The sequence below is a fragment of the Paenibacillus sp. 32O-W genome (assembly GCF_007679495.1).
Classification (GTDB): domain Bacteria; phylum Bacillota; class Bacilli; order Paenibacillales; family NBRC-103111; genus Paenibacillus_L; species Paenibacillus_L residui.
Genome location: NZ_VEGP01000012.1, coordinates 1 through 20,418 on the forward strand (window position 1 = coordinate 1; position 20,418 = coordinate 20,418).

Sequence of the window (20,418 nt, forward strand, 5' to 3'; positions counted from 1 at the left end):
TGACACATATCTCGTCATCGCCAATATGTAGGATTCGTTGCATCCGAATTTACGCCTGTGGAGTGTCATACCAAACGCGAGTAGCTCCGGCAAAAGCGGACACGGCGAAACAGGAAGCAAACAAGGATTTATAGACTTTTATAAGTTTCTTGGCAACGGGTTTTAGTGAACGATCAATTAAAGAACGATAGAAATCATGGTGCCGCTCTCGGCAAAAAAAGGAGTTGGCCTGCAGTGCTTCTTATTTTCTTCTTGCTGCTGGCCGTACTGGTTACTTTGATTGCCCTATATATTGTCAATGGCATGAAGCCGACAGCCTCCAACGGCGAAACCGCGCGCGTTACTATCCAGCCGGGATCGGGCTCCAAGCAAATTGCCGAAATGCTGGAGCAGGAGGGAATCATACGGAATCAGTGGGTATTTATAGGTTATTTGAGATATAAGAAGGAAGGGCTGCGGTTCCAGGCCGGAGAATATGAAATGAGTCCCGGGATGACCTTCGATCAGATTATCGCGAAGTTAAATTCGGGGGATATCGTTAAGGAAGAGATGATGCGTTTTACCATTCCGGAGGGCTTCACCATTCGACAAATCGCGGAGCGATTGAGTGAGCAAGGTTTTGTTGATGCGGAGGAATTTATTCAAATCGCGCAGGATCCGTCCGCAGTCCAATCCCCTTGGCTCGATTCGCTTCCCGAAGATCCAAATGTGAAGTATCGGCTGGAAGGATATTTGTTCCCCGAAACCTATGAGCTTAAGCTGGACAGCACCCCCAAGGATATTATTGTACGTATGGTAGACGAATGGAACCGGAAGCTGGCTAAGCTGCCTCCTGATTGGCAGAACGTCATGAAGGAACGCGGATTATCCTTCCATCAATTGCTTACTCTCGCGTCGCTAATCGAACGGGAGGTAGCCGTGGAGGACGAGCGTCCTTTGGTGGCCGGAGTCATTTATAATCGGATTCAGCAAGGGATGAAGCTGCAAATCGACGCTACGGTCCAGTACGCGCTGGACAAGCCTAAAGAAAGGCTGTACTACAAGGATTTAGAGGTGGACAGTCCCTATAATACCTATGAGAATGCAGGATTGCCGCCTGGGCCGATCGCCAGCCCCAGCTTGTCTTCTATTGAAGCTGCGCTGTATCCGCAGGAAACGAAGTACTTGTACTATGTGACTAAAAAGGATGGCTCCCAGCGCCATCTGTTCGCCGAAACCTATTCCGAGCATTTGAAGAATAAGGAAGAGAGCGAGAAGCAGTAATTCTTGAACAATAAGTTGAAGCCAGGAAGATGGCTAATTCGTTGGAACGGCAGGAGGGAAAGACAATGACCAAACCGGAGCTGCTGGTTACGGCAGGAACACTGGAAGAAATGGAGAGATTGATCGATGCAGGGGCCGACGCGGTGCAGCTTGGCGAGCAGAGATACGGAATGCGGCTGCCGGGAGACTTCGATCTTCCGATGCTGGAGCAAGCTGTCCGATTGGCCCATTCCAAGCAAGCCAAGGTCTATGTGGTGGCCAACAACATAATGAACAATGACGTATTGCCGGAATTGCCGGCCTACGTTAAGGAAGTCGCCCGGATCGGTGCGGACGCTCTAGTATTCGGAGATCCGGCCGTCTTGATGGCTCTGAAGCAGGCCGGTGTCGAAATGCCCCTGCACTGGAATCCGGAAATGACGGCGACCAACTATGTGACGGCCAACTATTGGGCGGGCAAAGGGGCTACCCGTGTCATTCTTGCCCGGGAGTTGAATCTGGAGGAAGTTTTGGCGGTCAAGCAAAATGTGAAGATGGAGGTTCAGGTTCAGGTTCACGGGATGACGAACATTTTCCATTCGAAGCGGGAAATGGTCTCCAATTACCGGAAGCATCAGGGGCTGGCTCCAAATCCGTCTGACCACGGCAAGGATCAGGGATTATTCCTTATCGAGGTGGAACGGCAGGAGGAGAAATACCCCGTGTATGAGGATTGCAACGGTACCCACATTATGAGCTCCGATGACATCTGTATGCTGGAGGATTTACACGAGCTTCTGGCTGCCGGCATCGATAGCTTCAAGATAGAAGGCTTACTCAAGCCTCTGGAATATAACGTAACGGCCGTTAGAGCCTACCGGCAGGCGATTGATGCTTATGCGGCTGATCCGTCCGCTTATGAATTTAATCCGGAGTGGCTGGAAGCGATAGAGAAGATTCAGCCGGCCGGCAGGGAGCTTTCTTTCGGATTTTTCTACAAAGAACAGGTTTATTGAGGTGATATGATGTCAGTGCAATTGGAAACGTCTGAAGGACAAAAGCGGACGCTTGCCCGACCGGAGCTGCTGGCGCCGGCAGGCAATTTGGAGAAGCTGAAATTTGCGGTTCATTACGGTGCGGATGCGGTTTATATAGGCGGACAGAAATACGGGCTTCGTTCGAATGCGGACAATTTTACATTCGAGGAAATGCGGGAAGGCGTCCAGTTTGCCTCCCGCTACGGGGCCAAAGTGTTCGTGGCTACGAATATTTATGCCCATAATGAGGACTTGGAGGGACTGGAGGATTATTTGCGGACTCTCCAAGACATAGGTATTGCCGCCATTATTGTCGCTGATCCGGCAATTATCGAAACTTGCCGCCGGGTGGCGCCGAAGCTGGAAATTCATCTGAGCACACAGCAGTCGACCATGAACTGGCAGGCGGTACAATTTTGGAAGGACAACGGGGTCGACCGGGTTGTTCTGGCGCGGGAAGTCAGCATGGCCGAAATTAAAGAAATCAAAAAACAGGTGGACATCGAAATTGAAACCTTCATCCACGGGGCCATGTGCAGCTCTTATTCCGGCCGCTGTGTGCTGTCCAACCATTTTACCGACCGGGATTCGAACCGCGGGGGCTGCTGCCAATCCTGCCGCTGGAAATACGATTTGTTTGTAGGCAGCGAGGACTCCCCTTTATTTGAACCGGAGGATGACAAATTTACAATGGGGTCCAAGGATCTGTGCATGCTTGAATATATTCCCGAGATGATCGAGTCCGGGGTGGAGAGCTTCAAGATCGAAGGAAGAATGAAGAGCATCCATTACGTAGCTACCGTTGTGAACGTTTATCGCCAGGCGATAGACAGCTATCTGGCGGATCCCGAGCGGTATGAGCTTAAGCAGGAATGGCTGGATGAAATTCACAAGGCCGCGAACCGGCCGTTGAATACGGGATTTTTCTTCGATGCCCCGGATCATGAGGATCATATTTTCGGGCCTGAAGAGAAGCTGATTCCATATGAATTCGCCGGCATGGTTATGGAATATGATGAGAGCACCGGTATGGCCGTAATCCAGCAAAGGAATCATTTCAAGCCGGGGCAGGAGGTTGAATTCTTCGGCCCGAACGGCACGGCTTTCAAGCAAATCATCGGCGAGATTTGGGACGAGGAAGGTCAACCGCTGACTGCGGCCCGGCATCCTTTGCAGATTGTAAAGCTTAAAGTGGACAGCCCGGTTCAACCTTTGGATATGATGCGGAAAAAAATGGACGGTTAATTTTTAAAAAAGACTAAAAAAAATGGGTCGAAATGCCGAGAAAATAGTCATCAAGACTTAAATAGGATGGTGGCTGTCTTTGAAACTTTCGAAAAACCCATTTAAGAAGCTGTTTTCACGCAACCAAAGACCTATTTCTCAAGATGGTCGCTCTTTTTCCTGGAAAAATATAAAGCTGAAAAGCCCGGGCAAATCCGTAGGAATGAAGCTGTTTCTCATTTTCTTCTTCAGCATTCTGGTGCCGGTAGTGTCACTAGGTATATTTTCCTATAACTTGTCCAAAGACATTATCGAGAACAAAGTGTCCCAGGCAAGCGAGCAGACCGTTGAGCAGGCGACGGATAAGCTGGATCTGATCTTTCAGAATATTATGGATGTGACGACCCAGCTTTTTGCCGACAGTGAATTTTTGAGAAATTTGCAGATGATCAACGTTCAATCCACTGAAGACTACACCACTTATGATTTAATCAACAAGATTCAGCAGCGCTTGAATACGCTTATCAATTCCAACAACATGATGTACGGAATTTATTTGATTCCGACGGGAGAAGGCCGGATGCTGGGCAGCGGGTCCCTCAGCACAATTAACAGGGCCGAAATCGTAAATGAAGAATGGTTTAAGGAAACGATCGAAGGCGGCGGAGTTCCCGTATGGCTGCCCACCAAGAGATACGGATATGTAGGCGGGGATACCGTCTTCGGCATATCGAGGCTGCTCTCCAAAGAATACGTCATTCTCGCTGAAATCCGTGTCAACGTACTGAACTCCGGCATAGCGAACATTGCAACTGCCGGAGGGGAAGCGGTTATCGTGGATAACCAGAACCGGTTGGTCAGCGTCGAGGATATTGATCAAATCGGAGAGGTATTCGAGATTGATACGACGGACAACAACTCGGCATATGCAAGCTCCGTGTCCAAGAAAGAGGTTTATAACGGGGAAGAGCATTTAATCGTCTATAAGAAGATGAATGCTACCGGCTGGGCTGTTGTTACCAACTCCCCGTTGGCCGGGCTGGTCAAAGACACGAACCAAATATCGAACATTACTCTAATTATGGTCATCGTTTCGGTAGTGGTTGCTGTCCTGATCGGAATGTATGTCGTTCGGATGATCGGCAAACCTCTGTCTCATCTGCGGGATCTCATGAGTCAAGGGGCACAAGGGAACTTGACTGTGAGAATCAAGCATTCCGGTAAAGACGAGATCGGCGAGGTTTCGACAAGCTTCAACCAAATGATGGAGCAGATTACTCGTCTTGTTCAACAGACGAACCAGTCTGCCGCCGATGTATTGGATACGGCCCGCGTCCTTCTCCATTCCTCGAAGCAGACAGCGACCTCCGCAAGAGAGATCGCTATCGCAACGGAGGAAATTGCTAACGGTGCTTCGAGCCTGGCCATGGAAGCGGAGAAGGGGAACGGTCTTACTCAGGAGATCGGCATTCAGATGAAGCAAGTGGTGGCCGCCAATGTCGAGATGGGATCTGCTGCGGCTGAGGTTCATCAGGCAAGCGAGCAGGGAACGGCTTACATGGGTGAACTGACCAACAAGACGAACCTTACGGAGAAGATGACCCGCTCCATGGTCGAGAAGGTGGACAAGCTTAAGGAAAGCACCAGCTCCATTCGAAAAATATTGGATGTGCTTCAGAACTTGACGAGACAGACCAACATTCTCTCGTTGAACGCTACGATTGAAGCGGCACGGGCCGGCGCGGCAGGCAAAGGATTCATGGTTGTCGCCGACGAAATCCGCAAGCTGGCGGATCAGTCCAAGCAGTCTATTGAAGTCGTAGGAGAGATTACGGAGAAAATCCAAGGCGAAATAGATGAAACGGTGTCTGTTCTGTCCGAGGCTTATCCGGTGTTCCAGGAGCAGATAGAATCGGTTAAAGATGCGGAGCTGATCTTCCAGAAGGTGCAGGAGCAGATGGGAGCATTCGTGGAGCAATTATCCGCAGTAACCGACTCCATCCAGACGCTGGAGGAATCACAGGTTGTTCTGCATGAAGCTATGACGAATGTCAGCGCCGTGTCCGAAGAATCCTCCGCTACTTCTGAAGAAGTGGCATCTCTAAGCAACGAACAGCTTAATGTCAGCGATGAGCTGGTCAAGCTCTCTGAAAAGCTCGAAGAGCTGTCTAACTCGTTGAAAGATTCGCTATCTAAGTTTACAATATAAAAGTAGGAAGAACTTCCTGTTCCTTATCCAAGGAGCAGGTTTTTTTCTACGGGCATATCCGCTAAACCGGGAGCGGAAGCATTGGTTCAAATATATAGAAAAGTATAAATTTTGCCTTATACCTGTTCTTAGATTTCATCGGTTAACGCGCCTGTCCCAAGGACGGCGATAGCCGTTTATCCTTGGGGCAGTCAAAGAACATCAAAGGAAGTGTGGATCACAAAGTGAAGTATCCCGTTTATAAATGGTTTACCATTCTGCTGCCGACTCTGATTATCGGAGGATTCGAATTTATCCGCCACGAATTCCTGCTCGATGTTCTTACGATGGAAGCCGGTAACGTTTATATTACCGTCATGACTCTGATTCTGTTCTATCTGTTTGCGACCTGGATGTTCCGGCATATTGAAATGACGAACAAGAGACTGGCAGAAGAACAGGCGAAACGGGCCGTCTACGAAGAAAGAGAACGGCTGGCTACGGAGCTGCATGATAATATCGCGCAAACGTTATTTTTTCTCAACGTAAAGCTGCAGAAGGGCCAGCTTGAGGAAGCGCGGTCCATGATTTCCGGGATTAATAATGATTTGCGTCAAGCGATCTTTAATCTGCGGTCTTTGCCGGAAGAAGGGGTTATCTTCGAAGATCGGGTAGAGAAATGGCTCGATGAATGGAGTTTGGTGACCGGGGTGGAGGTTCGCTTGAAAATGGAGCTTAACGGCCATCGGTTTACTTCTGCTGAAGAGGTTTTGTTATTTGGAATTATCCAGGAAGCGTTTACGAATATCCGCAAGCATGCGCGGGCCAGCCTCGCTGAAGCGCAGTTGGTAGTACAGAAAGAAGGCTGGATGCTTAAAATTGCGGATGATGGAATTGGCATTATGCCGAATAATGATCAGGATAGAAGATATGGACTCTCGATGATCAAGCAGCGCGCGGATCAATTAGGAGCCGTTCTTCATATCGGCAAAGGAGCGAAAGCAGGGACGGAGCTTACCGTAGCCTGCAAGAAAGGAGGCCTCCTGCAGTGAATAAATATCGGGTACTCATAGCGGATGATCATCCGTTAGCGAGGCAGGCGGTAAGAACTTTGCTGGAGGATGATCCGGCATTCGACATCGTAGGTGAGGCAACCAACGGAATCGAGGCCGTGGAAGCTTGCGAACGGCTCCGGCCGAACGTGGTGCTTATGGACATCCATATGCCGGAGATGAACGGTCTAGAGGCGACTCGGAGAATTAAGGCGCAGGATCCTGCCATTAAAATTGTTATCCTGAGCGTATCCGACGCCGCCGCAGACTTGTTCACGGCCATACAGTTCGGGGCCCAGGGATATTTATTGAAAAATATGGACCCGGGGGATTGGGCCGATTATTTGCATGCTTTGCTGGAGGAGGATACCGAAACCGCCCGCCGAATGGCTGATAGATTATATTATCAATTTAAGGCGGTGAAACCGTCTCAAGGCCCTCCGCCGAGCCTGTTAACCCCAAGGGAGAAGGAAATTCTCGCTTACATTGCCGAAGGCGACACGAACAAGCAAATCGCCGACAAACTGGTGATTGCCGAGAACACGGTTAAGAATCATGTGAAGAATGTGCTGGAGAAGCTCAGTCTGGACAACCGCGTTCAGTTGGCCGCCTACGCCGTCAGCCACCGGATTTCCCGTTCGGGTGATGAATAAGTTGACCTCCGTAAGCTGACGGCAGCGAGGCGGTCATTGACCGGCCTCCTTATTCCTCCTGTTCCACTGCATGGATAAACGGTTTATTCGGTAAATAGTGCAGCGTCTTGATAAATCGTATGGTTCTCGTCTTTACCCTCATAACAATGGAATGCGTCTCTGCGCGCTGTCCGGGCAAATAGGATACCCCGCCCAGAAATTCGCCGGGAGTAATCCCCGTGGCAGCGAAGATAACGTCTTCCTCGCCAATCATATCCTTCATGGTCAGGATTTGGACGGGATCCTTCAGCCCCATTTGAATGCAGCGCTCATATTCCTGCTCTCCGGAAGGCTTCAGCCTTCCCTGCAGCTCACCCCCCAGGCAGCTTAACGCAGCGGCGGCAAGCACTCCTTCAGGGGCGCCGCCCGATCCGAGATACAGATCGATACCGGATTCCGGGAAGGCGGGAGCCATCGCTCCGGCAACATCGCCGTCGCTCAGGCATTTAATTCTTACTCCTACCTGGCGCAGCGTGTTCATAATTTCCTGATGGCGGGGTCGGTCAAGAATCATTACGGTCAAATCGGACAGCGGCTTGTTCAGTGTTGAGGAAGCGGTGCGCAGAGTGGCCTCGATAGGGTCATCGAGACTTACCTTACCGGCAAGCGCAGGCCCTACCGCAAGCTTGTCCATGTACATATCGGGAGCATGCAGCAGATTGCCCTTCCCTGCAACAGCAATGACGGCAAGCGCATTGTTCAGGCCTTTCGCCACCAGCTCCGTTCCTTCTAACGGATCGACGGCGACGTCCACCTCCGGTCCTTGAAGATTACCGACACGTTCTCCAATATAAAGCATTGGCGCCTCATCCATTTCCCCTTCGCCGATGACGACCGTCCCCCGTATGGAAACCGAGTCGAGCATCGTTCTCATCGCTTCGGTGGCTGCGGCGTCTGCGTTTATTTTATCTCCACGTCCCATCCAGCGGGCAGATGCCAGCGCGGCCAGTTCCGTTACCCTCACGATTTCCAATGCCAATTCTCTCTCCATCGTTCTCTCTCCCTTGTTGTCAATTATGTAATGCATCATAAATAATTTTATGATATATCATATATATGTGCAATTATTTTATTTTGCTTTATTAAATTACGAATTAGGGTGGCTTTTATTGGCAGCAATATGACGTTATAATAGGGATTGTTAAAGGAAATCATTCGCAGGGAAACCTGCTTAGATGTCAGGAGGGAGCCGTCATCGAATTATCTACCCGACAGTTGGAGATCGTGGAGCTGGTCCGGCGGCATGCACCGATTACAGGCGAGCAGATCGCCGAGGCGCTTGGTTTGAGCAGACCGACCATCCGCTCTGATCTGTCGCTGCTCGTCATGCTTGGATATTTGGATGCCAAGCCTAAGGTCGGTTATTTTCTCGGGACATTCGCCGCGGAAACGTCGCGAACTTATGCCCGCACTCTGGGATTGAAAGTAAGAGATGTTCAGGCGGTGGCGGTCGTTGTGCAGCATACCAGTACGGTTCAGGATGCGGTGGTCACTCTGTTTACAGAGGACGTAGGCGGGCTTGCCGTACTGGATGACAACGGCCGGCTGGCCGGGGTTGTTTCCAGGAAAGATCTGCTCAAGGTGACTCTCGGCAATGCGGCCGCCGCTTCTATGCCCATCAGCCTTGTTATGACAAGGGAACCGAATATCGTCACCGTTACTCCGGAAGATACGGTGCTGGATGCGGCCCGCAAGCTGATTTCTCATGAGGTGGACATGCTGCCGGTCGTGTCCGAGGAAGAGCATCCGGATGGTAAGGAAGTGGTGGGCCGGATTACGAAAACGACCATAACTAAAGTATTCATGGGGATGGCGGGAGAGTAGAACCATTCAATTACGGACAATGGTACGGACCAGGTCCGCGGCAGGGAGGAAATATCATTGAACGAGAGTAAAAGCTACACAGTCTATATTTGCTCCGATTCCGTCGGCGAGACGGCCGAAGCGGTTGCGAGGGCCACGATTCGGCAGTTTGACTCGCAATCTGTACGACTTCGCAGGTTCGGCCATATTCAGACTGAGGATGAGATTAGGGCGGTAATGGAGGAAGCGGCGAGCACAGGCGGTTTCGTGGTCTACACGCTGGTACAGCCGGAATTAAGAGAGATGCTGCGGGCCGAGGCGATTCGTCTCGGAATAAGAGCCGTTGACATTATGGGGCCTATGATGCAGGCGTATATCGATACGTTCAACGGTTCGCCCAAGCGCAAGCCCGGTTTGCTGCATGAAATGAACGACGATTATTTCCGTTACATTGAAGCGATCGAATTTTCCGTACGATGTGACGATGGCAAGGACACGCATTCATTAACCCATGCGGATGTGGTGCTGATCGGAGTGTCCCGGACTTCCAAAACTCCGCTCAGCATCTTCCTGGCATACAAGGGCTACAAAACGGCGAATATTCCGCTCGTCCCGGAAATCAAGCCGCCGAGGGAGCTCTATCATGTCAACCGGAAGAAAATCATCGGATTGACTATGGAGCCGGAGCATCTGCTGAAAATCCGCACGGAAAGGCTGCAAGCCGTCGGGCTTCCCTTTGGAGCCAAGTATGCCTCTATGGAAAGAATCTGGGATGAACTGGAGCACGCGGCCCGCGTGATGGAACAACTGGGCTGTCCCGTTATCGATGTGACGGCCAAAGCCATTGAAGAGACAGCCGGTTTGATAATGAAGCGCTTTTGAGGTTTTAATGGAATGGAAGGGGAGGCCCGGGTCTTGTTGACCTTAGAGGCAGCCCTTTTTTCATAAACTGAGGCTTCGGGGATTCCATCGCTTCTCCGGGATACGGAAAGAATGCCCAGTTTGCTTTGCGCTTCTGACTGTTATCCCCTTTGCTCAGAAATGTCCCCGTAACCCGGGTTCCATCCGACTGACTTCATCCATCTGTATTGTTTCAAACCGTGAATAAGCCCGGCGCTTCTTCTTGAACACACCTGACTGAAGGGGATAGTGCCCGGAAGGGAGCTGCGAGAGGGATTACGGCCCACAACGTGAAAGATCCTGAACGAAAGGGATAATGGTCGGTATCTATTTTTTCAGGGAAATTATCTCTTAGGGATAACAAGATAGGTTTTATGTCATCAAGATAAGGGACTAAACTGATATTGTGTTGACGGAAGCAAAATTTGGTTAAAAAAATCTGGGTACTTTTACCTTGAAAAGGCGTACTTTGTGAAAAGTTGAACGTTTTCATAGAAAAAATAGGAATAAAGTGGTGCTTTTGTAGTCTTTTTAGCCAGAGAGAGGGAAAGCAAGATATGTTAACAGTTCAACAAGAAATGAAAATTATTTGCTTTTAACGTATGTTAAGATTTGATTGTCGAAAGCGTTCACAAATAAATGGGCGGGCTTCCGGTTAACCTATGTTGTGAAGGAGGGACGGATCTTGAAAAGCTACACCCACTTACCTACCAACCGGGCGCTTTCCAAAGACAAAATTTATATCCGCAACCGCGAATCGGGCATTCAAACGTCCTGGCCGCTGCACTCTCATGAAGGCTATGAAATCTATTATTTTATTGAGGGAGTGGCCAGCTATATTATTGGGGACAATATTTTTCAACTGCTGCCGGGAGATATGCTGATTTTTGAAGGGCAGACTCTCCATCGCGTCAATCCGGATACTGAAGTGCCGTATGTTCGCAGCTACATCAACTTTTTGCCGTCCTATCTCGAATCGTTGGTGCCTGCGGACCTTCTTGATAAATTGTTAACCCCTTTCAATAATGTCAACGGCAAGTTGATTCGCTGGGGGGCGGAAGAGAAGGAAGAGATTGAGTCTATTTTTACCCAAATCGTTTGGGAAAGGGAGAAGGAGAAGACCGGGCATCGGTTCATGGTCCAGGCCTATCTGGCCCAATTGCTGACGCATATTTACCGCAAATCCAGAGAGATGGACCCGGCCCTCGTCGTTCCTAATGCTACGCAGAAGGAAATGTACGTGCATCGGATCCTCCGTTTCATCAACGATCATTATCAGGAAAATCTGTCACTGGATCAGATTGCCGGCTCCCTGCACCTGAACAAATATTATATGTGCCACTGCTTCAAGGAAGTGACCGGTTATACGATCAATGTCTATCTCTCCAAGAGAAGACTGGATGAAGCCAAGAAAATGCTGAGGACGACCGATCTGCCTATCGGACAAATATCCGACCAGATCGGATTCAACAGCCCGATCCATTTCAGCAGGCTGTTCAAGCAGCATTTGGGCGTCAGTCCTCAAGCGTACCGGAATATGAATACGAATCCCGATTATTAAATTATTATCCCGTTAATGCCGATTCATTACGGTGTAAGCCACAGCCGTTCTTTGGTCGGAATGGCTGGTCTTAAATAATTATTATTTTAAAAAGGGAGTTGTCATGATGAGAAAAACATGGAAACAAGCTGCAGTCCTTCTTATGTCTGTCATTCTCGCGTTTTCTCTTGCGGCATGCGGCGGCGGGTCTAAAGAAGATTCTACCGGAGGCGGCAAGAAAGTTTCCCTTGATTTCGTTTGGTTTACGGACGGAGTAGAGGGAGAGGTCATGAAAGGGCTGATTAAAGAGTACGAGGCGCAGAACGAAAACGTTAAAATCAATTTGATCGAAGTAGCCTATAAAGATTTGGGAACCAAGCTGAAAACGATGATTTCCGGCGGTAAACCACCCGCATTAAGCCGTGTATCGGATACCGGAATGTTTGCCAACCAGGCTCTGGATTTAACGGAATATCTCGGAACAGCGGATGAGTTTTCTTCCCAGTTTATCGATTCCATCAAGCCGTATTACATTGTCGATAACAAAGTCATCGCTGCACCGATGGATGTGACGGCGAACGGAATGATCTATAACAAGACGCTGTTTGACAAAGCGGGTGTTCAGGTGCCGTCTTCCCCGGATGATGTATGGACCTGGGATGAATTCGCAGAAGCTCTTAAGCAAGTCCAGGAAAAAGGCGGAGCGAAATACGGAATGGTCGTTGACGTAACTCCGCATCGCTGGTCCACCATGCTGTATCAATTTGGCGGCAGCGTGTTCAATGAAGACGGTACCAAGACGCTTATTAATGATGAGAATGCCGTCAAAACTTTGGAATACTTTAAAAAGCTTCACGCGGACGGAATCATGCCGGATTCGGTATGGATCGGCGGCGAAAATCCGAACAACCTGTTCCGCACAGGCCAGGTAGGGGTTCATCTGGCTGGAAACTGGATGCTGAGCAACTATAAGGATATTAATAATTTCGAATGGGGCGTCACCTATATGCCCAAACAAGAAATACGATCTTCGGTTCCCGGCGGTAAATACTTGATGGCATTCCAAAATTCCGGAGTGGAGAAAGAAGCGGCAGAATTCATCAAGTTTCTGACCTCCAAGGATATCAACAGCAAGTACAATCAGGAATCTCTGTTCATCAGCCCGCGCAAAGACAGTGCGAAGCTGGATTATGAATTCGGCAAGGAATTCTTCGAGATCTTCTCCGAAGAATTGGCGGCTACCACTCCCAAAGCGGCTAATGACTGGTCCAGACAAGATGTCATCACGAAGTTTACGGACGATTTGAAAACCAATATCATCGAGTCGTTAACCGGCAAGCTTACTCCTCAGGAGGCGTTGGACAAAGTAGCCGAGAAAGCTGCGAAAGTTATCGAAGGGAAGTAAGCGGTATAAGGAAAACATAGAGTGGCTGCACTGGAGGCAGCCTCTCCTGTTTTATCCCATTAGGAAAGGAGCTTGAGCTATGGCGGATAGCATCACCGGCGGCTCCAACGAATACAGAGCGCCTAAAAACCCAAAGTGGAAAAAAACGATCGCTCCCTATTTGTTTGTCCTGCCAAACTTAGTGATATTTACAGTGTTCATCGTCGTTCCTGCCTTATTCGGGCTTATTTATTCGTTTACCGATTACGACGGGATTAACAAGATGAACTTCATCGGACTGGAAAACTATATTTATATTTTCCAGGATTCCGAATTTTGGTCGGCTCTTCGCCGGACTGCGGTCTATGCCGTTTTTGTCGTGCCTTTGCTGTTTGCGGCCGCACTAGGAATCGCCATTCTGCTTATTCAGCAGGTGAAGGGAAAGGGAATTTTCCGTTCGATTATTTATTGGCCGACGATGATTTCCTTCATTATTGTCGGTCTCACCTGGAAATGGATTCTCGGCGGCAGTTTCGGGATTGCGAACTATGTCCTCGAATCGATGGGAATGTCGCCTATCGGCTGGCTGACCGATCCTTTCTATGCGAATGCATCGGTTATCGTGGCCACGCTGTGGTCCAGAGTAGGATTTTTCATGGTTATCTTCATTGCGGGTCTTCAAAGCATTCCGCAGGATTACTATGAAGCGGCCAAGATGGACGGAGCGGGCAAAATTCGTTCCTTCCTCAGCATTACTATGCCGCTGCTGAAGCCGACGAGCCTGCTTGTTCTGATGCTGTCCCTGATTGATGCGTTCAAGGCTTATCCGCTTATGTTCGCGCTTACCGGCGGCGGACCGGGACGCGAAACGACTTATGTCGTTCAGCATATCTACCAAACCGGATTTACGGCCCAGGAGCTTGGCTTGGCCAGTGCCATGTCGGTCGTGCTGTTTATCATTATCGCTATTTTCACAGTGTTCCAGTTTAAACTCGGGAAAGGAGGGGCGATCGACTGATGAAAGGGGCAAACAAAGCGTTCGTTTACACCGCGCTCATCATCATTTCCCTGCTGTTTCTGTTTCCTGTCCTGTGGGTGGTGCTGTCTTCATTTAAGAACAATAACGACTTATACGCCTGGCCGCCTCAAATCTTTCCCAGCGTGTTTACTCTGGAGAACTACAAGGCAGCCTTCGATAAGGGAAATTTCGGCGTTTATTTCATGAACTCGGCTTTTGTCACCGTCGTTTCCACCGTTTTGCTGCTGCTGGTTAACTCCATGGCCGGATTCGCTCTGGCCAAGTATAGATTTAAAGGGGATACGCTGATTCTGGTCGGTTTTATCTCTACGCTGATGATTCCGCTCGAGGTCATCATGATTCCGATCTTCTCGGTCATCAGTAAGCTGGGATTGTACAACTCCTTATGGGGAATTATTATTCCTCCGGCGGCTACGCCTACAGGGGTGTTCCTCATCCGTCAGTATCTGCTGTCCGTGCCTAATGATCTGCTTGAAGCGGCAAGAATGGACGGAGCCTCGGAGTGGAAAATTTACCGGAGCATTATCCTACCTATTGCCAAACCGATTCTCGCTGTGTTGACGATCTTCTCCTTCATGTGGAGATGGGATGATTTCTTATGGCCGTTAATCGTTATCAGCGATCCGAAGAAATACACTATCCAGCTGGCGCTGTCCAACTTTATCGGTGAATATAACGTAGACTGGAGCAGCCTGCTGGCGATGTCTGTCATTACAATGATTCCGGTGCTGATCGTTTTCCTTATTTTCCAGAAGCAATTAGTGCAGGGAATCGTCACTACAGGAATGAAAGGTTGATTAAAGGTTATGGAGAATGAAGCCCGCTATAAGCCTCTTCGCCTTAAGCATCAAAGCATCAATCGATGGCGGATCGGCCAGACAATAGAGCAAAGAGTTCGTTTTGAACCGATGACGATGGATGGAGATATTAATGCTTGGCTGCTGGAGGGGTTTGCGATCCATGAAAATCCCTGCAGGAAAGAATTCGTAACCAAGCGGAGAGAAAATACCCCCGAACCGCCCGGAAGAATGGAAGGGGGCGCAGGTACCGGCGGCGGTGCAGATTCGGAGCCATCGGAGCTGTACTTCCCTTGGGGCAATCCCAGGGTGGAAAGATCCGGTTTCTGGATGGTGCCTACTCATCTGTCCACGTACGCCGTGACGCAGATTCACTCTCCACGCGCCCATAAATCGAAGCTGAAGCTGATTACTTGCGGTTCTATCACTTTGTGGATAAACGGCAAGCTGGTGGACGATTTCACTCCGTTTACCCGAAATCATGAGGCGGAGAAAGAAATCGAAGTCGAGTGGATGGAAGGAATCCATACAGTGGCGGTTTGTTTCGAAGATTTGGCCGAAAGAGACACGCAGTATTACTTCCGGCTCGATTACATGGGGACAGAGGACATAGATATCGTTCTTCCTCTCGGCGAGGTGAAGGAGGAAGAGGTACGGCAGCTGGAGAACGCTTTGTCTGAAGCTTATTTCTCGAGAGATACGGTTTTCTCGGGTCCGGTTGTGCTGAATATCCGAAACCCGCTTAATCGGGAAATTCCGTTCCGGCTCCGGTTCGGCAGCGACATCTTCGGGGATCTGCAAAGCAAGGATGCGGTTCTGCCGGACCGGGCGGAAGCGATGGAATTGGGCCAGGCGGAAGATTTCGGGATGGGCTATAAATATATCGAGCTGTCTGCCCGCATCGGCTCTCTATCCATTAAGAAACGGTTAGGGGTGCAAATTTATCCGGAGTCCGCTCTGGAATTTATGACGGAAGGCGATATTCGCGCACGTAAGGATGCCGCTCTGAAGACCATTGCCCAATATGGCGAACCGAATATTCATACGGCGCTGGCCTTGCTCAAGACAGGCGGGTCGGTGGAAGCGGCGGAAGCGATGATTCGTGAAGGAATGGAAGGCATTAATTCCCGTGCAGACTGCAGTGACTTCTTCCTGGTTTCGTTATTCCGTATTTGGCAGGATTACAGGGACAGCGGCTTATTCTCCGAAGCATTCTGGGAAGAGATGCGGGAATGCATTCTGAATTTCCGCTACTGGATGGATGAGCCCGGGGATGATGTGATGTGGTTCTTCAGCGAGAACCATGCCCTGTTATTCCATACTTGTGAACTTCTGGCAGGACAATTATTTCCGGAGGGGCATTTTACGAACAGCGGGGAAACGGGGGCGCAGCATCAGGCGAAAGCGGAAAGCAGGCTTAAGGAATGGTTCGAGCGGTTTATGGCTGAAGGGTTGGCGGAATGGAATTCGAGCGCCTATTTTCCTATCGATGCGGTGGGCTTCATCCAATTGCATGATTTGGCACAGTCTCCGGAAATTCGCCGGATGGCGAAGGAGGCTCTGGACCTGCTCTATTATTACATGACACTGAATTCGCACCGCGGGGTGCTGGCTTCTACTTATGGCAGAAGCTACGAGAAGGAATTGAAGGGTCACTATATCGTAGGAACCTCATCTATGTGCTGGATCGGTTATGGAATCGGGTATTTGAACAATTACTCGTTCAGCAACGTTTCCCTGTGTCTGTCCGAATATGCTCCCCCGGAGGCCTACCGGAAATATTTAACCCTGGGTAAGGACGAGCGATTTATCTTCCGCTTTGAACAGGGGATCGGAGGATACGCCAAGCTGTATAACTATAAAACCGGTCGATACAGCTTGTCCTCCATAGCCGATTTTAAACCGGGTCAGCCAGGCTATCAGGAGCACGTCATGCACTTGACCTTCGGACCTGAAGCTAATCTGTGGGTGAATCATCCCGGAGAATTGGCCGTTCACGGATCAGGCCGGCCGAGCAATTGGGCAGGCAACGGCTATTTGCCGAAGGCGGGACAGTATAAGGGACTGGGCATTCTTCTGTATCAAATTAATCCGAAGCATGACGTTCACTTCACTCATGCTTATTTTCCGACCGGTATTTTCGATGAATATGCGGAAAGAAACGGATGGTATTTTGCTAGAAGTGGAGACAGCTATGCGGCCATCTATGCGGCTAATGGCCTGAGGCTTCAGCAGCATGGTCCGGACCGGGGCAAGGAGCTGCTCTCCGACGGCTTGAATAATGCCTGGATTATCCGGGTGTCCGATCAGGACGAGAGCGGCAGCTTCGAGCAGTTTATTGAGCGTATCGCCGGCATCGCGATAACCGCGGAGGGCGGACAGCATCTGGCGCTTAACGACCCCGACTATGGAAAAGTCGAACTGCAATGGGATCGTCCGATTATAGTCAATGGCGAGGAACAGCTTATCGAAGGGTTTGGAATACAAGGAAAGCTGGAGTATTTGTGATCGGTTAGGGGAGGGAGAGTAATGACTGTGAATAGAGAGCAAGTAATGGCAGCCATTCACAAGGTTTCGGAAGCCATGAAAACTATGAAAAACGACAGCATGGAAGAGCAGTATCCTATCGGACTGATCGATATTCATTTATGGGAATGGCCTCAGGGCGTGGGACTTTACGGCATGTATCAATACTACGAGGAAACGAAGGACGAAGCCACCTTTCAATTTCTGGTGGACTGGTACCGCGCTCGGATCCGGGAAGGATTGCCGGAGAAGAATGTCAATACCTGCTCGCCGTTAATTACGTTGATTTCGATATGCGAGCAGACAGGGGATCCTCAATTTGAGGCGGTGTGCGATGAATGGAGCCGCTGGATTATGGACGGGCTGATCCGGACCGGAGACGGGGCGTTCCAGCATATGATTACGGGTGATCCCAACGACGGGCAGATTCTGATCGACACCCTTTTTATGACCGTGCTGTTCCTGGCGAAGGCGGGCGTTTATTTCAAGCGCCCCGAATATGTGGAGGAAGCCAAGAGGCAGTTCCTGATTCATATCAAATATTTGTACGACAAAACTACAGGCTTGTTCTATCACGGCTGGGATTTCTACGGCAAACATAATTACGGGGCGGTCCGATGGGGCAGAGGCAATGGCTGGTACACCTGCGGGGTAGTCGATTTCATCGATATGATCGGACTGGAAGGCGGAATCAAGGATTATTTGCTTGATACGATGCGTACCCAGGTAGCCGCGCTGATCCGGCTTCAGGATGAGTCCGGATTATGGCCGACGGTTCTGGACGATCCGTCCTCTTATTTGGAAACCTCCTGCACAGCCGCATTCGGCTATGGCATTTTGAAGGGAGTCCGCAAAGGATATTTGGATTCGTCCTGCTTGTCCAGCGGCATACGGGCGCTCGAAGCGGTAATGGGACAGATTGACGCTAACGGTGTCGTCGGGCAGGTCTCGTATGGAACTCCTGTCGGCAACGACGTGCAATTTTACAAGGATATTCCGATCAGTCCTATGACTTATGGACAGGCGCTTTCGCTGCTCATTCTGATGGAAGGCTTGAAGCTATCCTGATACAAAATGATTCATAAAATAGGGAAGGGGCATATCAGCATGATTACGCTAACCGGCTTTGCCGATGAAATTTCCGCAGATCTGAAAGAACAACTGGATTGCCTTCAATCCGAAGGAATCCGTTATCTCGAATTTCGCGGGGTATGGAATAAAAACGTCCTCGATTTGACGGACGAGGAATTGGCTCAAGTGAAGGAAATGCTGGATGAACGGGGAGTACAAATTTCCGCTATCGGCTCCCCGATCGGCAAAATTAAAATTACCGATCCTTTCGAGCCGCACATCGAGAAGTTTCATCGGGCGGTGCAGATCGCCAAGTATTTTGGCACACGCTATATCCGAATCTTCTCCTTCTTTATACCGGAGAACGAAGACCCATCCGTGTACCGTGACGAAGTGATGAGGAGACTGAAGGAATTGGTCAAAATAGCCGAGGAAGCGGACGTTATTCTGCTTCACGAGAATGAGAAGGAAATTTACGGCGACAACACGGAAAGATGTCTGGATATTCTCACGACCTGCAGCTCCAGTCATTTGCGCGCCGCTTTCGATCCGGCCAATTTCGTGCAATGCGGTGTCAAGCCTTTCGATCAAGCTTACGCTCCGCTTAGGCCTCATGTGGAATATGTTCACATTAAAGATGCGCTTTTTGCCGACGGCTCGGTAACTGTGGCCGGACAAGGGGATGGCCAGGTTCCTGAGGTGCTGGCGGCTTTGAAGGAATCGGGATATACGGGCTTCATGTCGCTGGAGCCTCATCTGCAGGCAGCGGGAACGTTCCAGGGCTTTAGCGGCCCGGATTTGTTCAAGGAAGCTACCGGCGGACTGAAGAAGCTGCTTTCCGATTTGAACTGGTCCTGGAATTAACGAAAATTTGCTGGTTTTACGGCATTGTTAACGTTTGCAATCGCTGAGATCGATCCGGTCGCCCCGCCATGCATTGCAAAGCATGATGAAGCAGCTCGCGTTAAGAAAATTTCTTAATGACTCGCTGTGCTATTGGTTGGGGAACTGCGGCATAAGCATGTAACGGCTTCCTTATGGGGGCCGTTTTGTCATTCCACCAGTCCCATAGCCATATAATCATGCTGGTTGACCACCCCGTCGACCGGAAGGCCATGCGCCTTTTCATAGGCCTTCATAGCCTGTTCCGTAGAGGCCCGGAATTTGCCGTCGCAAGGCCCCTCATAATAGCCTGCACTGCGAAGCCGGCTCTGAATGAGCTGCACATCGGCTCCGCTATCGCCTCTGGCAAGATCCCGCGGGTTGCGGTGAGGTTCACCGAGCGCATGCCCAAGGATGGAGACGGTAGTTCCCACCTTCACCCATTCAAACAGCTCCTCCACCTGGTGGTTTCTCATGCGAATGCAGCCGTGGCTGGCATCCTGTCCAATGGAGGAAGGCCGATTCGTTCCATGGATTCCATAAATGCCCCAAGGCACGTTCAGACCGATCCAGCGGGTGCCGAAGCCCGAGCCCCAATGGGTATATTTGTTAATGACCTTCCAGTCTCCAGCTTGTGTAGGAGTCTGAGGTTTCCCCAGAGCGATCTTGTATTTTTTGTACAGCTTGCCGTCAATCATAACTCTTAATTCGTTACGCAAAGGCAGAATTTCAATCGTTACCTCGCCCGGCGGGTGAGGACTTGGTTTTCCCCCTTGAGCATCGTTCTGAACGATAGCTTGTTCCATGGATCCAATAACTGTCGAGCCCATCCATTCCAGGGAAGAGCAATTCTCCAAGGATTGAGCAGATTCCCGGACTATCCCCCGTTCCCTATCCGGATGCATCCAAACCAAAGCTGTTTTCCGCTCCAAGGGGCCGTCAACATCAGGCAATGACATAGAGGAAAAGGAGAAGGTTTCACACAGCAAGCCGGCGGCTAGAAGCAGCATAATCGGGTTCATGATTCACCTCTGACGACCG

At 50.0% G+C, this 20,418-nt stretch carries 17 protein-coding genes; 15 read left to right on the forward strand and 2 right to left on the reverse strand.

Annotation, left to right across the window (positions count from 1 at the left end):
* Positions 1-234: 234 nt before the first annotated feature.
* The 6 genes from mltG to FS806_RS07000 all read left to right on the forward strand — a co-directional run bounded on the left by mltG (position 235) and on the right by FS806_RS07000 (position 7,396).
* On the forward strand, positions 235-1,263 hold the full coding sequence (gene mltG / locus FS806_RS06975) for an endolytic transglycosylase MltG (protein WP_144933870.1): 1,029 nt from the start codon (positions 235-237) through the stop codon (positions 1,261-1,263).
* A gap of 65 nt (positions 1,264-1,328) precedes the next feature.
* Positions 1,329-2,258: a peptidase U32 family protein gene (locus FS806_RS06980; RefSeq protein WP_144933872.1), complete on the forward strand. Its 930-nt coding sequence runs from the start codon at positions 1,329-1,331 to the stop codon at positions 2,256-2,258.
* A gap of 6 nt (positions 2,259-2,264) precedes the next feature.
* Positions 2,265-3,524, forward strand: coding sequence for a peptidase U32 family protein (locus FS806_RS06985; protein WP_397346946.1), 1,260 nt, complete (start codon positions 2,265-2,267; stop codon positions 3,522-3,524).
* A gap of 202 nt (positions 3,525-3,726) precedes the next feature.
* Positions 3,727-5,712, forward strand: coding sequence for a methyl-accepting chemotaxis protein (locus tag FS806_RS06990; protein WP_144934008.1), 1,986 nt, complete (start codon positions 3,727-3,729; stop codon positions 5,710-5,712).
* A gap of 224 nt (positions 5,713-5,936) precedes the next feature.
* Positions 5,937-6,743: a sensor histidine kinase gene (locus FS806_RS06995; RefSeq protein ID WP_144933876.1), complete on the forward strand. Its 807-nt coding sequence runs from the start codon at positions 5,937-5,939 to the stop codon at positions 6,741-6,743.
* On the forward strand, positions 6,740-7,396 hold the full coding sequence (locus FS806_RS07000; protein WP_144933878.1) for a response regulator: 657 nt from the start codon (positions 6,740-6,742) through the stop codon (positions 7,394-7,396). Before FS806_RS06995 ends, FS806_RS07000 begins: the two co-directional genes overlap by 4 nt.
* A gap of 49 nt (positions 7,397-7,445) precedes the next feature.
* On the opposite strand, the gene glpX is transcribed toward FS806_RS07000, so the two are convergent.
* On the reverse strand, positions 7,446-8,426 hold the full coding sequence (glpX, locus tag FS806_RS07005) for a class II fructose-bisphosphatase (protein ID WP_144933880.1): 981 nt from the start codon (positions 8,424-8,426) through the stop codon (positions 7,446-7,448).
* 224 nt (positions 8,427-8,650) lie between these two features.
* Here glpX and FS806_RS07010 point away from each other — a divergent pair, with 224 nt between their 5' ends.
* From FS806_RS07010 to FS806_RS07050, 9 genes are all read left to right on the forward strand, one after another.
* Positions 8,651-9,259: a helix-turn-helix transcriptional regulator gene (locus tag FS806_RS07010; protein WP_260982013.1), complete on the forward strand. Its 609-nt coding sequence runs from the start codon at positions 8,651-8,653 to the stop codon at positions 9,257-9,259.
* Between the two features lie 57 nt (positions 9,260-9,316).
* Positions 9,317-10,120 (forward strand): pyruvate, water dikinase regulatory protein, encoded by an 804-nt coding sequence (locus FS806_RS07015; RefSeq protein ID WP_144933884.1) that lies wholly within the window; start codon positions 9,317-9,319, stop codon positions 10,118-10,120.
* A gap of 703 nt (positions 10,121-10,823) precedes the next feature.
* On the forward strand, positions 10,824-11,699 hold the full coding sequence (locus tag FS806_RS07020) for a helix-turn-helix transcriptional regulator (RefSeq protein ID WP_144933886.1): 876 nt from the start codon (positions 10,824-10,826) through the stop codon (positions 11,697-11,699).
* 106 nt (positions 11,700-11,805) lie between these two features.
* Positions 11,806-13,083, forward strand: a complete 1,278-nt coding sequence (locus tag FS806_RS07025) for an ABC transporter substrate-binding protein (RefSeq protein WP_144933889.1) — start codon at positions 11,806-11,808, stop codon at positions 13,081-13,083.
* Between the two features lie 79 nt (positions 13,084-13,162).
* Positions 13,163-14,080, forward strand: coding sequence for a carbohydrate ABC transporter permease (locus tag FS806_RS07030; protein WP_144933890.1), 918 nt, complete (start codon positions 13,163-13,165; stop codon positions 14,078-14,080).
* Positions 14,080-14,898 (forward strand): carbohydrate ABC transporter permease, encoded by an 819-nt coding sequence (locus FS806_RS07035; protein WP_144933892.1) that lies wholly within the window; start codon positions 14,080-14,082, stop codon positions 14,896-14,898. Before FS806_RS07030 ends, FS806_RS07035 begins: the two co-directional genes overlap by 1 nt.
* 9 nt (positions 14,899-14,907) lie before the next feature.
* Positions 14,908-17,406, forward strand: a complete 2,499-nt coding sequence (locus FS806_RS07040) for a hypothetical protein (protein ID WP_144933894.1) — start codon at positions 14,908-14,910, stop codon at positions 17,404-17,406.
* Positions 17,407-17,427: 21 nt separating this feature from the next.
* Positions 17,428-18,492: a beta-galactosidase BglB gene (gene bglB, locus FS806_RS07045; protein WP_144933897.1), complete on the forward strand. Its 1,065-nt coding sequence runs from the start codon at positions 17,428-17,430 to the stop codon at positions 18,490-18,492.
* 6 nt (positions 18,493-18,498) lie between these two features.
* The gene (locus tag FS806_RS07050) at positions 18,499-19,359 is read left to right on the forward strand and encodes a sugar phosphate isomerase/epimerase family protein (protein WP_260982014.1); all 861 of its coding nucleotides are present in this window, start codon (positions 18,499-18,501) and stop codon (positions 19,357-19,359) included.
* 188 nt (positions 19,360-19,547) lie between these two features.
* Here FS806_RS07050 and FS806_RS07055 read toward each other — a convergent pair whose 3' ends face one another.
* Entirely contained in the window at positions 19,548-20,399 is an 852-nt protein-coding gene (locus tag FS806_RS07055; protein WP_260982015.1) for a L,D-transpeptidase family protein, read from the reverse strand.
* Positions 20,400-20,418: the final 19 nt, after the last annotated feature.

Bases quoted from the DNA above. Each gene is read 5' to 3' on its own strand.
- FS806_RS06980 (WP_144933872.1), top strand. From the start codon at position 1,329: ATGACCAAACCGGAGCTGCTGGTTACGGCAGGAACACTGGAAGAAATG.
- FS806_RS07055 (WP_260982015.1), bottom strand. From the start codon at position 20,399: ATGAACCCGATTATGCTGCTTCTAGCCGCCGGCTTGCTGTGTGAAACC.
- bglB (WP_144933897.1), top strand. From the start codon at position 17,428: ATGACTGTGAATAGAGAGCAAGTAATGGCAGCCATTCACAAGGTTTCG.
- FS806_RS06990 (WP_144934008.1), top strand. From the start codon at position 3,727: ATGAAGCTGTTTCTCATTTTCTTCTTCAGCATTCTGGTGCCGGTAGTG.
- FS806_RS07025 (WP_144933889.1), top strand. From the start codon at position 11,806: ATGAGAAAAACATGGAAACAAGCTGCAGTCCTTCTTATGTCTGTCATT.
- FS806_RS07035 (WP_144933892.1), top strand. From the start codon at position 14,080: ATGAAAGGGGCAAACAAAGCGTTCGTTTACACCGCGCTCATCATCATT.
- FS806_RS06985 (WP_397346946.1), top strand. From the start codon at position 2,265: ATGATGTCAGTGCAATTGGAAACGTCTGAAGGACAAAAGCGGACGCTT.
- FS806_RS07040 (WP_144933894.1), top strand. From the start codon at position 14,908: ATGGAGAATGAAGCCCGCTATAAGCCTCTTCGCCTTAAGCATCAAAGC.
- glpX (WP_144933880.1), bottom strand. From the start codon at position 8,426: ATGGAGAGAGAATTGGCATTGGAAATCGTGAGGGTAACGGAACTGGCC.
- FS806_RS07030 (WP_144933890.1), top strand. From the start codon at position 13,163: ATGGCGGATAGCATCACCGGCGGCTCCAACGAATACAGAGCGCCTAAA.
- FS806_RS07050 (WP_260982014.1), top strand. From the start codon at position 18,499: ATGATTCATAAAATAGGGAAGGGGCATATCAGCATGATTACGCTAACC.